Annotated in this window: 7 protein-coding genes; 2 read left to right on the forward strand and 5 right to left on the reverse strand. The window is 58.1% G+C overall.

Annotated features, from left to right (window positions below; translation table 11 throughout):
• Positions 1 to 18: 18 nt before the first annotated feature.
• From ISF28_RS18205 to glmS, 4 genes are all read right to left on the reverse strand, one after another.
• On the reverse strand, positions 19 to 1,029 hold the full coding sequence (locus ISF28_RS18205; RefSeq protein ID WP_198118593.1) for a type II toxin-antitoxin system PemK/MazF family toxin: 1,011 nt from the start codon (positions 1,027 to 1,029) through the stop codon (positions 19 to 21).
• A 6-nt stretch (positions 1,030 to 1,035) separates the two neighbouring features.
• A complete protein-coding gene (locus ISF28_RS18210; RefSeq protein WP_198118662.1) occupies positions 1,036 to 1,734 on the reverse strand; it encodes a hypothetical protein in 699 nt (232 codons plus the stop codon).
• 566 nt (positions 1,735 to 2,300) lie between these two features.
• Complete coding sequence (locus tag ISF28_RS18215; RefSeq protein ID WP_198118663.1) at positions 2,301 to 6,731, reverse strand: H-NS histone family protein; 4,431 nt, start codon at positions 6,729 to 6,731, stop codon at positions 2,301 to 2,303.
• Between the two features lie 870 nt (positions 6,732 to 7,601).
• Complete coding sequence (glmS, locus tag ISF28_RS18220) at positions 7,602 to 9,431, reverse strand: glutamine--fructose-6-phosphate transaminase (isomerizing) (protein ID WP_198118594.1); 1,830 nt, start codon at positions 9,429 to 9,431, stop codon at positions 7,602 to 7,604.
• A 146-nt stretch (positions 9,432 to 9,577) separates the two neighbouring features.
• On the opposite strand from glmS, the gene ISF28_RS18225 reads away from it, so the two are divergent.
• Positions 9,578 to 10,051 (forward strand): Lrp/AsnC family transcriptional regulator, encoded by a 474-nt coding sequence (locus ISF28_RS18225; protein WP_198118595.1) that lies wholly within the window; start codon positions 9,578 to 9,580, stop codon positions 10,049 to 10,051.
• A 264-nt stretch (positions 10,052 to 10,315) separates the two neighbouring features.
• Here the strand turns inward: ISF28_RS18225 and glmU are convergent, their stop codons facing one another.
• Positions 10,316 to 11,692 (reverse strand): bifunctional UDP-N-acetylglucosamine diphosphorylase/glucosamine-1-phosphate N-acetyltransferase GlmU, encoded by a 1,377-nt coding sequence (gene glmU / locus ISF28_RS18230; protein ID WP_198118596.1) that lies wholly within the window; start codon positions 11,690 to 11,692, stop codon positions 10,316 to 10,318.
• Between the two features lie 27 nt (positions 11,693 to 11,719).
• On the opposite strand from glmU, the gene ISF28_RS18235 reads away from it, so the two are divergent.
• Positions 11,720 to 12,616: a DUF6279 family lipoprotein gene (locus ISF28_RS18235; protein WP_198118597.1), complete on the forward strand. Its 897-nt coding sequence runs from the start codon at positions 11,720 to 11,722 to the stop codon at positions 12,614 to 12,616.
• Positions 12,617 to 12,641: the final 25 nt, after the last annotated feature.

A 12,641-nucleotide genomic window follows, 5' to 3' on the forward strand; every position in this document is an offset into this window, starting at 1 on the left:
ATTTAAGCAACCGTCTCTTTACTGAGCAGGCTGTTCAGCAAGCTCAGCGGCCATGTCCTCGTTGAATTTCATTTGCTCCTGCACAAGTTGCTCAAGATCAATCTGTGCAGTTTTTGCCAGATGAGACGCTACCTCATGTAGAGCGGTCCTTCTCGCGATTTCTTGTTCTGTCTCCACAACTGGAGGTGCCTTTTGTTTCCTTTTTTCTCGCAGTTGTACTTCTTTCAGCTCCTTATACGCGTCACGAAGCTCTTCAAAATTTGTAATTCCAGCAAGATGAGCAAGCGAACCGCGCATAAAAACCCTCTCTTGCTTTGGCAATCTTTCTCGGTATGTAGCAAGTCGGCCGGTGCCGCCTTTCGGGCTAAACGTTTCAGGAGGCAGGATCCGGGATGGTGACACAGAGTCAACCATGCCACAGAGAGCCCAACTACGCTTTCCTGAGGTTGAGTACCTACTTAGGTTTTTTAAACTATTCGGATCGATCTCAAAGCACATTTTATCCCCCGGATCGGGCGCATCCGAAGTAACCGGAACGACCTGCACAGTCTCCTTACTGGCTCGCACAACCAAAGCTAGACGACGTTTGTGTAATTCGCCACTGAGTAGTGCATCAGTGTTCGTATTACTGAGAAGTGAATTGCTATCGTGTTTAGCTATTGCCGGTATGAATCCGTAGTCAACTTCAACCATCGTACCAAACTGCAGCAAAGACCCGATTTTTTCCCCTCCCGATAGCGTAGTATTTAAATAAGTCTCAACAGGCCCGTTACGCTTCTTGAGGTTGATGTTACACACTGCAGGCGTATTTGCCGAACCAGAGGATATAGAAACTGACTCTACACGCCAACGCTGAGTCTGATTGCCTAAAAACTGGATCGTCAGGTACAGGTGATCGTATCGACTCTTGTGCGGCAATAGTAACTCTACAATGCCATCGTAACTTGCTTGTCCTAGCTGATTTTGATGAACGGTACCCGTAGTTGGATCCGCAACTTCTTCAAAATAACGAACTAAAAATGTATTCATCGGCGATCATTCAGCGGCTTTAGTCTTCTTGGCGATGGCTTCCATTAAATTCGCTATCGCCACGTCCAGATCGCGAATTAAATTGCGCCGCACGTCCTCGGAAGCGTCACTTGCTTCGTCGAGCTTAGCCTTAGCTATATTTATTGCCTCCTTCAGCATCGTTAGCTTTGGATTTGCTAGCTCTCCAGCCAACACGCGACGCATCAGCCAGCGCTCCATTTGAAATGCAGAGGTATTCATAGCTCTGGCTTTGGCAGATTCTTCCCAGCGCTCAAATGCCGTCACTGCGTGCTTATTCGGGCCAACCGGGAAACGCTGGCGGTGCACCGCCGGCGCATGGGTCTGACGATTTACACTGTATGACGCTACTAAGCCCATGCGCCCGTCGTCTGATATAACATAACCAGCGTAGTTTTCACTGGAAACGACATCCAACGGCGCCTGGTCTTCGCTGACGATGACAACCAGCTCGCGGCTACTCTTGTCGCTTTCAATGCGCGCTATCTCTGCACGCACCTCGTGCATCAACAAACGCCAACGTACATCCGGCATAGCTTGACGGTTACTCTCCCACAGTGCAATCGTGCGCTCGGTCACGTCCAGTAGTTTTGCGGTATCGCCGACGCTCCACTCAAGCGATCGGCGCCACTTTATAAGCTGACCACCACGCTCGCTAGGCGCAATATTTTCTTCCGAAAGATCCATGGAACACTCCTGTCGATCTGCAAACACAACCCAACTCTGAAGTTGTAGCGGGATACGCCCAAACTTCCGATACCTGAAATTTCATGTTAGTGATGAAGTGGAGTACTGTCAAGTGATACTTACAATGACCGGATCGTATGAGACATTCGAAGTCGTGGCTCCCTCGCCCAACGGCCACCGTCTGAAACTGGAGCGTACTTCACGAATACTCCGCCGGGCCGCTACAATCTCGAACCCTGCTTGCCAATGGACGCAGGCGTAAGAAGAGACATGACGAGCCAGCTCCCGAACACGCCAAGCCAGCAATCCCGCAAGCTGCATTTTTTCCCCGCGTCCTGTATTGTGTCGGGACAACAATGGATAGAACGGCACGAAGGAACAGTTTGCGTACGAGTAGGATGACGACCACGTGTGAGCAATACTGGTCGTGGTATCAAGAAGTATCAGCGGATTTGAAACTTCTCAGGATTGATGATACTTGTTGATACCACGCGGAAAGGCTTCGACCGCAGCCGTAACCAGCGATACCAATCACGTACTGTGCCATGCGAAAAGCAAAATGCGGTTCAAGCTGTAGGCTGACCAACGTCAAAGTCTGCAAGTGTCTTCCCCGTGACAAGAGCATCGCTCAGCCACTTTGGTCGACGACCTTTCCCGGACCAAGTGTTGCCGAACTCATCTGCATACTTGGCCGGCCCATTGATGGCGGCCTTCGTTGCTACCATCGACTCTCGGAAATCGACTTGGGGCGCGGCGTTGATGCCGACGATACGCAAGAAGAGCGCTGGGTCCGCGGCTTGCAGCTCCAAGGCCTTCGCTTCGAGGAGGCGAATTAGTCCTGCAAAGTCAACTTCTCCGCCCGTCGGGTTGTTCCACTTCCGCTGACGCTGGAGCACAACGACGAAAAAGCCAATCTTCGAGTCCGAGGCTTGCATGTACTGTCCCGTCAGCTGCTCCGACAAGGCCACAAGGTAGTCGGCCACCGTCCAACGCTCGGACATCTTGAGTTCAACTGTGGCCCGAATCTCACCGACCTGACACAGTACATCGCGCCGGGTTGCCGCCGGAAGGATTGGCTCGAGCGTCACGCCATAACGGCCGCTGCTAGCATGGTTTAGCTCACTTCCGAGCAGTGCTTGAAAGTCTTCCTCGAGGGCCAGGCCTTCAGTATCGGTTTTGATGTGCTCCATGACCACCTGGTTGAAGAATCTCCGGAGGCTGAACTCGCCATGCTCGATGTCACGTTTCACCGTAAGCAGGTCGTTGTGCACAGCTTGAGCGAATTGCGCATAGCTAGTCATCGGAGGCGAGAAATCGCGCTCGAACTTGGCGTAGTTCTGTTGCGCGACTGGAGCAACATACCCTTCCTCCTCACGCATCTGAAATTGCAAGCGTTGGATGTACTTCGCATGTGGGCCAGTGGCCTTCCTTCGAAGTTCATCCAGCACCTCATAGGCTGCTTGAGACTTGACACTCGAAATCGCGGGTAGAAGTGAGTCGCGAAGACGCTGAGCGTTGTCTCGAGCGCCGACGTGATACGCCACCCCATCTTCGTGAGCAAGGTCCTCGGATTCGCGAACGACGGACACTACCCACTGATAGAGGGCTGAGAGTACCTTCAGTCCTTCCATGCCCCTCTCCGCTGCAGCTCTCAAGCGGCTTTGTCGGTCCTCGCCGATGTAAGCGGCCAAGTCGAACATGAACTCCTCCGCTGCGCGCTGTTCGGATGTACGCCAGCGTTCCCACCGCGCGCTGAAGGCAGATGGGTAGTGCAACAGCCAGAACAGGCCCCATACAACCGCGTTTGAGCGTAGGCGCGTCATCTCATGGATGCGGGCCTGTTGGTCGGCATTCTCCGGCAGGGTAAGCGCCGCCAAGGTAGGCAGGGGGGCTTGGAACGCGGCGCATATGCGCGACCAAGCTTCGCCCTCGAAAGTGTTTTTGTCGACACTCCCGCCGTCGCCCACTGCACAGGTCAGGGCACCTTCAAGGGCATAGGAATCGACGCTGGCAGAGCCTGTCGCGAACGTCCACGCCGCGCCGCCTAGACCGTACTGAACGGCTAAAGGCGCGTCAGGGAGGTGTCGAATCAGTGTGGCCGCCTTGTCGGCCGAAACCGCGCCGGCATCTGCTGCAGCCAAGACTTCGCGGAATTCCTCTAGCGCTACCGCCTCATGCGCACGCACGACCGGCCAGAACCACTTAGGGTAGCCGTTTAGTTCAAATCGACCGTAGAAGAGGGCTTGCTTAACCTCGGCGTCGGACAGCGCCGGAAGCTTGGCTCCGTCCCCGAGGTCGAGATGAAGTCCCTGGAGGCCTGCGACTGTGACGTAGTACGTGGTGTTACGCTCGGCCTCATTAAATTCGGGCGCGCGCTTACGCCAGATGGCGCTAAGTCCGGCGCGCGCAGCGCTCGCAAGTACAGGACCCGCCGCCGTCTCGAACGCCGAGAAGTCGCACTCGCCGTAGCGCGAGTTGTTAGTTGTCTGGCTAAGCCATCGGGCAATCCCGGCAAGTGCATTCGTGTTCGAACCGTCTTTCACGCTATCAACTTGAGTCAACAGTGCGACCTTTGAATGTTCGTCCAGTTCCAGCTTGTCTCGCTTCGCTTTCTGAGGGCGAGCAGCCGGCTTTTGCGCAGCAGCGTTTTCCTTGAGCGTGGTCACCAGTTCGGTGAACCCAGGCTCGGCAAGCGCTTCAACATCGCGGTCTTCCCAAGGCCAGTACAGCCCGTAGGAGACAAATGTCCTCCAGATTCCGTCAGAAGTTCGGTCACTTTGAGCGATAACCCTTCGAAGTAGGTTCTGGCGAACAGAGTCGGACAGCTTCAACGCGGCATGGAGCTCAGGCTGGTCGAAACGTCCGAAGTGGAGCCTGCCGTGCGCCTCGTAATACGTCAGGCACAGCTGGGTTCTGCGTTCGACAGGGAGGTTCTCGGCTTGAACAACGAGCGCAATTAACTCTTGAACAACCTCCGCGAAATTATCATACCGCTCGCTGTGCTCGTCACGCTTCACTTCATAGTGCTTCACCATATAGAACAACAACTCCTCGGTCAGCGCCGCGAGTTGCTCAGGGCTTGCAGAGTCTGCGACGTCGTGCTTAAGAGTCCAACTGAGGTTGAAACCGCCGCCCTTGCGCATGTACTGCTTGCTTGTCAGTTCAGCAATCGTCGTAGCATCAAATTTTTTCCACGCGAGCTCGCTAAGAAGAAGGCGAAGCGTCCGTTCTTCAAGACGCGGACTCACCTTCGCTGCATCAGCGAGTGCCTGAGCATCGTCATCTCGTTCGAGCGACATCAAATACACGAGCTCAGCTGAATTCCCTAGCAGCTTCGTATAATCGTTGCCATGTTCGGACAGAACCTTGTCGCGCAAGACGTCGAGACGAGCGTGGGTAGCAATATCGAGAAGTGCGGTGCGCGCGTGCCAGTCGGAGCCAACGCTGCTGTAGGTCTCCAGAAGCGTAGGTTCAATTCCGGGCTTCGCGGCTTGCCAGTAGTTCTCCGCCGTCAGGGTGAACTGGTTCCGTCCGAGCGTGTCGCCGAGAGTGCTTAGCCGCACCAAGCTACGCTTCAACGCTGCACTCGCATCAGCCAACGGAACCTGCGTACTCCGCAGGTCACCAAAGAATGCAACGGCCTGCGGTTCAACTTCCAATAACTCCAACCTGCAGTGGACGTTGAATGTGGCCAGCCAGCCGGCGACACTCAGGTAAGCCCTATGTACTCCACACTCACCCGTCGCCGCTCGCCAAGACAGCGCAGCAATAAGTCTGCGCGCGTCTTCGGGAGAGTGAACCAGTGATGAGAGACGCTTCGCGGCTAGGTAGGGGAGAAGTTGCTCAGGATACAGCTTGACCTGATGCTGTCCTGAGTCGATGAACAGCCTCGAGCCAAGCAGATACGTCAATGAACTCTCAGAAAGCAAGGAGCCTACGAGCGGCCGGCACGACAATACGCCATCCCGCACCTTGAGAGCACCCGCGGCCAACTCCATGTTTGGCAACTGACAAACTGCAGAAGCTGCCGCGAGCTTCGCCACAGCCTCGTCCAAGCTCTCCGGGGAGGGGCGTCCAACCAGCGACTCGCGGTGGTCAGAGCGCTGCTGAGCCTGAACACCAGCAACCATCCGCTCAAAGACGGAGCTTAGGTCGCTAGGCGGATTGGACAATGGGTCGACGTAAGACAATACGTCGAGACTTCCCGGGCCATCCGCGAGGTCATTTAGGCCGAAATGTCGCGCTGCATCCAGCAATGCCCTGCCGTCAGCGACATCATGGCGACTCTCGAGGTACAGCCTGGCGGCCTTGCTTGACAGAGGAAGCAACCTGAAGACCTTCAAGTGCTCCTTCGGGACGGCCATCGCTTTGACGGTGCTGCCGGCCTCGAACGCGGAGAATCCCGCGCTTGGCACATCAGTGGCATTCACTTCTTCTAACGTGTCGTCGGGCGACTCGTCCTTCGCGTCGCCCACATAGAGCGTTGTACAAAGCTCTGCTTGAATAACCTCAAGAACAGACGGCGTGAGAGTGGCGGGGCGCGACGAGAGAATCCAACTGACATCTGCGCCAGCACGTCCAACTGCCCTGGACACCCTACGAAGTGCAGATTGAAGCCCCGCCTCCCGACCAAGTGCCGCCTCGTCCAGCGAATCAACGAACAGGTGCAGTCGCTCGGTGGCCGCAGCCTCCCATTCTCCGAACGCTTTAGCCTCGGTCGCTTCAAGAGCGATTTGAAATTCGGGCTCTTCGAGAAGCCGGTGAAGGGCAACGAACACAGCATGCTTCCCTTCGTCACGAAGACGCTGCGCGCAAGCTCGCAGTTCCATTGTTTTGCCGAAGTTTGCACGAGCTGTGACAAGGGAAAAGCGTCCGGTGAGAAGTTGCTCCCAGCCTAGATGTTTGCGGCCCATGATATTCAGGGCCAGAAGTTCCTCGACCGAATACTTGGTCAAGAGTCCAAAACGTCGTTCAAGGTCGAGGTAGTCAGTCATCATGGGGCTGCTTAGTCGGGTTCTTCTTCATTGCGTGACCGCCGGTAACTTTTGGAACTTTACATCAATGCAGTCATCTGGAAGAACGAAAGTAGAAGCCGAAATCAAATACGAACGAGCCCAAAAGCCGTATATCAGCTGTTTCAGCTTTATCCGTTATTCAGCAAAATCAGAATATCTGCATAACGGATCCTCTGATGTCTTCTACTCCGCCATCGGTTACGGTTCTCACTGCGGCTCATTTGGGGCAGTTGCTGGTTTCAGCGCGCAAGGGTCGCAAGCTCACATAAGCCCAAGTTGGGTCGCGCCTCAACTTGAGTCAAAACCGCATCTCTTATCTAGAAAAGCATGCAGATGAACTGAGCTTCAAACAGTTGCTCGTTTACTGTGCAGTCGTCGGACTTCAGGTCCGAATTGGAGAGCGAGCCACCCTAGATGATTCGAAAAGCACTGCGGAATGGTGAACGCCCGAGAAGACTCGATAGTCAGTCTCAGCTGCTGCCAAGCAATCTCACGGATTGTTTGACGGATACTGCCGCGAGGTAAAATCCGGGCGGAACGGGCCATCGCGAGTCGGCGAAGGGTTGAGGTGGGGATGCACTCGTCAGATGCGAAGTGCTTGCCAGCTCGAAAACACGATATTTGCGCCAGGATGCGACGCCACGAAGCCGTCTTGCCTAAGCGAAAACAGTCGGAGGTATTGCTCCAGGCTGCAGTCTGGCGCGTCCTAATGTCGCGGTAAATAAAAGCGTTTCTGACCAAGCATGACGCGGGTTTCGGGGGAGGTCTGCCCCCCGAAACGGACGCTTTTACGTAGCAAAAAACGCACGCTTCTATTTCCCGCCTACACCGACACAATGTTCCAGCGCGCAGTTATTCAACCGTCACCGACTTCGCCAAATTCCTCGGCTTATCCACATCCGTCCCGCGCGCCAGCGCCGTGTGATACGCCAGCAACTGCAGCGCCGCCACGTGCAGGATCGGCGACAGCAGGCCGTAGTGTTCCGGCAGGCGGATCACGTGCAGGCCTTCGCTCGACGTGATCTGGGTGTCGACGTCGGCGAACACGTACAGTTGGCCGCCGCGGGCGCGCACTTCCTGCATGTTCGACTTCAGCTTTTCCAGCAGGGCGTCGTTCGGGGCGATCGTCACCACCGGCATCTCTTCCGTCACCAGCGCCAGCGGGCCGTGCTTGAGTTCCCCGGCCGGGTAGGCTTCGGCGTGGATGTACGAGATTTCCTTCAGCTTCAGCGCGCCTTCCAGGGCGATCGGGTAGTGGATGCCGCGGCCCAGGAACAGGGCGTTTTCCTTGCGGGCGAATTCGTCGGCCCACGCGATCACCTGCGGCTCCAGCGCCAGCACGGACGACAGCGCGACCGGCAGGTGGCGCATCTGTTTCAGGTAGTTCGCTTCCTGCTCGTCGCTCAGGCGGCCGTTGACCTGGGCCAGCGTCAGGGTCAGCAGGAACAGCGCGGCCAGCTGCGTGGTGAAGGCCTTCGTCGACGCGACGCCCACTTCGACGCCGGCGCGGGTGATGTAGGCCAGCTTGCACTCGCGGACCATGGCGCTGGTGGAGACGTTGCAGATCGTCAGTGTGTTCGTCATGCCGAGGCTGCGCGCGTGCTTCAGCGCGGCCAGCGTGTCGGCCGTTTCGCCCGACTGCGAGATCGTCACGACGAGGGTGCTCGGGTGCGGGACGCTGTCGCGGTAGCGGTATTCGCTGGCGATTTCGACGTTCACCGGCACCTTGGCCACCGACTCGATCCAGTATTTCGCCGTGAGGCCCGCGTAATAGCTGGTGCCGCAGGCCAGGATCAGCACGCGGTCGATTTCCTTGAACACGCGGAACGCCTGGTCGCCGAACAGTTCCGGCATGATGCCCGTCACGCCTTCCAAGGTGTCGCCGACGACGCGCGGCTGCTCGAAGATTTCCTTCTGCATGTAGTGGCGGTACGGGCCGAGCTCGGCCGCGCCCGTGTGCGCGTGCACGGTCTTGACCTCGCGCTCGGCCGGGCGGCCTTCCGCGTCGACGATCCAGTAGCGGGCCAGTTGCAGGTCGACCACGTCGCCTTCTTCCAGGTAGATGATCTGGTCGGTCGTGCCGGCCAGCGCCATCGCGTCGGAGGCGACGAAATTCTCGCCCTTGCCCAGGCCGACGATCAGCGGCGAGCCCTGGCGCGCGGCCACGACGCGATGCGGCTCTTCGCGGCAGAACACGGCGATCGCGTACGCGCCGTGCAGGCGCTTGACGGCCTGCTGCACGGTGTCGAACAGGTCGCCGTTGTACATGTGGTCGATCAGGTGGGCGATGACTTCCGTGTCGGTCTGGCTCTGGAACACATAGCCCAGGCCGGTCAGTTCGGCGCGCAGCTCATCGTGGTTTTCGATGATGCCGTTGTGGACGAGGGCGATGCGCGCGTCGTCGCTGTTCGGCGAGAAGTGCGGGTGGGCGTTCTTGGTGGCCGGTGCGCCGTGCGTCGCCCAGCGGGTGTGGGCGATGCCCGTAAAACCTTGCAGATGGGTTTCCTGGATCTGGGTTTCCAGGTCGGCCACGCGCGACGTGCTGCGCGAACGCTGCAGGCGGCCATCCACGTGCAGCGCCACGCCGCAGGAGTCGTAGCCGCGGTATTCAAGGCGCTTCAGTCCTTCGATGAGAACAGGGGTGATGTTGCGCTGGGCGACTGCTCCGACGATGCCACACATGGGAAACCTCCGAAATTGGTTGATGCAGGCACTGTAGAGCAGACCACATGAAATAAGCTTTCTAAGTGCATTTAATTTTGATAGATTATTTCACAGAGCTTTCTAGATGAAATATCCTTTCATTTTTCTCGAAATATTTTACTAATATGCCATCAGACGCCCCAATCCTGGACGATGTGGATCGTCGCATCCTGAATATCCTGCAGGTTGACGCTGCGCAGACCAATGCGGAGTTGGCGGAATTGGTACACGTGTCGCCGCCGACTTGCCTGCGCCGCGTCAAGCAGCTCACGGAAAATGGTGTTATCGAGCGGCAAGTCGCGATCGTGGCGCCGGACAAGGTGGGGGCGCGCCTGTCCGCCATCGTCGAGATCACGCTGGACGTGCAGGCGGCCGACCGCATGGCGGAATTCGAACGCGTGGTGGCCGACGAGGCGGCCGTGCTGCAGTGCTACCGGGTGTCGCCCGGGCCGGATTTCGTGCTCATCGTGCAAGTGGCCGACATGCCGGCCTATCACGCCCTGGCGCACCGCCTGTTCACCACGCACAGCAATGTGCGCAACGTGAAAGCGTATTTTTCGACGTTCCGCAGCAAGTTCGAAACCCGTATCGCGATCTGACAGCCTGTGGATAACTCTGTGCACTCATTCGAGGTGCATGGGACGAAACACGGCCTCATCTCCCGCCACAAGCGGATTTCACCGCGTTTCTGAAACGATCAGGCGCGTGTAAAGCACGCGGCGAACCTGTGGATGACTTTGTGGACGATCTTGTGGATAGACGGTTGACATCCCTGTGCACAGGCAGTGGATCAGGCTGTGATTACCCTGTGGGTTTGCCGTGGACTGCCTGTGAACATGCGGTGGAAAGCGCGTGGACAGGTCTTACTTCTTGACCTTGACCGGGCGCTTCCAACCTTCGATGGTCAGTTGCTTGGGACGCGAAATCGTCAGCTTGCCGGCCGGGGCATCCTTGGTCAGCGTGGTGCCGGCGCCGATCGTCGCGCCCTTGCCGACCGTGACCGGGGCCACCAGTTGGCTGTCGCTGCCGATGAATGCCTCGTCCTCGATGACCGTGCGAAATTTATTGGCGCCGTCGTAATTGCACGTGATCGTGCCGGCGCCGATGTTGACGCGCGAACCGACGTCGGCATCGCCCACATAGGCCAGGTGGTTCGCCTTGCTGTGCGCGGCGACCTTGCTGTTCTTGATCTCGACGAAGTTGCCCACGTGGACGTCCTCGCCCAGCTCGGTGCCCGGGCGCAGGCGCGCGTACGGGCCGATCACCGATTTTTCGCCCACGACGGCGCCTTCCAGGTGGCAGAACGGCTTGATCTGTGCGCCCGCCGCGACGGTCGCGTTCACGAGCACGCTGTTGGCGCCGACCGTCACGCCGTCGCCCAGTTCCACGCGGCCTTCGAACACGCAGCCGACGTCGATGGTGACGTCGCGTCCGCAGACGAGTTCGCCGCGCACGTCGATGCGCGCCGGATCCATCAGCGTCACGCCCTTTTCGAGCAGGGCGATGGCGATGTTCAGCTGGTGACGGCGCTCGAGCTCGGCCAACTGCACCTTGCTGTTCACGCCCGCCACTTCCCATTCGGCCGACGGCTGCGCCGACACGACGGGCACGCCCGCCGCCACGGCCTGGGCCACGATGTCGGTCAGGTAGTACTCGCCCTGGGCATTATTGTTCTTCAGCCCGCCGAGCCAGCCCGTCAGGAAGCGGGTCGGGATCACCATGATGCCGCTGTTGATTTCCTTGATGGCCCGTTCGAACTCGTTGGCATCCTTTTCTTCCACGATGCGCACGATCTGGCCGTTTTCGCGGACAATGCGGCCCAGGCCGAAGGGATTGTCCTGCTCGACGGTCAGGATGGCCAGCTTGTCGTCGCCGGCGGCCTCGACCAGGCGGCGCAGCGAAGCGACCGTCGTCAGCGGCACGTCGCCGTACAGGACGAGCGTCGGGGCGTTCTCGTCGATTTGCGGCAGGGCCTGCATCACGGCGTGACCGGTGCCCAGCTGCGGTTCCTGCAGGGCGGTATCGAGCGCGACGCCGCCCTCCGCCGACCAGGCCTGAACCGCACTCGGCACCGCTGCGCCGCCGTGCCCATAAATCACGCATAATTTACTCGGGTTCAGGCTGCGTGCCGTACTGATAACATGCTGCAATAGCGGCTTGCCTGCCAAAGGATGCAAGACCTTCGGCAGTGCGGATTGCATGCGCTTTCCCATGCCGGCGGCGAGGATGACTACGTTCATAAGCCGTTCTCAAACGAGTTAAAAAAGATGAAAAAGTTTAACACGCCCCATAACGGGTTCCAGCGGGCACGTCTGATGCTCGTGATTGCCCTCATCGCACTGCTGAGCGCCTGCAGCGCGGTCCGCTTCACCTACAACCACGGCGACACGCTGCTGTACTGGTGGCTCAACGCTTATCTCGATCTCGACAGCGACCAATCCGACTGGGTCAAGAAAGACATCGACAACCTGTTCCAGTGGCACCGCACGACGCAGCTGCGCGATTACGCGGGCCTGATGGCCAAGATGCAGCGCCAGCTCGGCGACGGCAACGTGACCCAGGACGAACTGCTGTCCGACTACCGCGACATCAAGGCGAGGACGGAGCTGCTGGCCTTCAAGGCGTTACCGCAACTGGCCGACCTGGCGATGTCGATCAAGCCGGACCAGATCGCCCAGATGGAAAAAAAATTCGCCAAGAACAATGCGGACTTCCGCAGGAAATTCATGAGCGGCAGTCTCGACGACCAGCACGAAGCCCGTTATAAAAAGGCGATGCAGCAGCTGGAACTGTGGTTCGGCAGTTTCAGCCGCGACCAGGAAACGGCCCTGCGCAAGGCGTCCGACGCGCGCCCGCTCGACAACGAGATCTGGCTGCAGGAACGCGTGATGCGCCAGAAGAAAATCGTCGCGCTGCTGCAGCGCATCCACCGGGACAAGTTGAACAAGGAACAGACGATGGCGGCGATCCACAGCCTCCTGCGCGACTTCTTCGACCGCATGGACGCGCCGGACCGCAAGGCCTTCTTCGACGCCTATATCGACAGCACGTCGACATTCATCCTGACGGCGATCCGCATCACGACGCCGGATCAGAGAGCCCATGCGCAGAAACGCATGCAGGGGTGGATCGACGATTTCAATACCCTTGCGACCGAGCGGTAGGACGGACGGCTGCATGCTATATTCC

Origin of the sequence: Massilia rhizosphaerae, assembly GCF_016093545.1 — a bacterium.
Taxonomy (GTDB): Bacteria; Pseudomonadota; Gammaproteobacteria; order Burkholderiales; family Burkholderiaceae_D; genus Telluria; species Telluria rhizosphaerae.

Bases quoted from the DNA above. Each gene is read 5' to 3' on its own strand.
- ISF28_RS18205 (WP_198118593.1), bottom strand. From the start codon at position 1,029: ATGAATACATTTTTAGTTCGTTATTTTGAAGAAGTTGCGGATCCAACT.
- ISF28_RS18210 (WP_198118662.1), bottom strand. From the start codon at position 1,734: ATGGATCTTTCGGAAGAAAATATTGCGCCTAGCGAGCGTGGTGGTCAG.
- ISF28_RS18215 (WP_198118663.1), bottom strand. From the start codon at position 6,731: ATGATGACTGACTACCTCGACCTTGAACGACGTTTTGGACTCTTGACC.
- glmS (WP_198118594.1), bottom strand. From the start codon at position 9,431: ATGTGTGGCATCGTCGGAGCAGTCGCCCAGCGCAACATCACCCCTGTT.
- ISF28_RS18225 (WP_198118595.1), top strand. From the start codon at position 9,578: ATGCCATCAGACGCCCCAATCCTGGACGATGTGGATCGTCGCATCCTG.
- glmU (WP_198118596.1), bottom strand. From the start codon at position 11,692: ATGAACGTAGTCATCCTCGCCGCCGGCATGGGAAAGCGCATGCAATCC.
- ISF28_RS18235 (WP_198118597.1), top strand. From the start codon at position 11,720: ATGAAAAAGTTTAACACGCCCCATAACGGGTTCCAGCGGGCACGTCTG.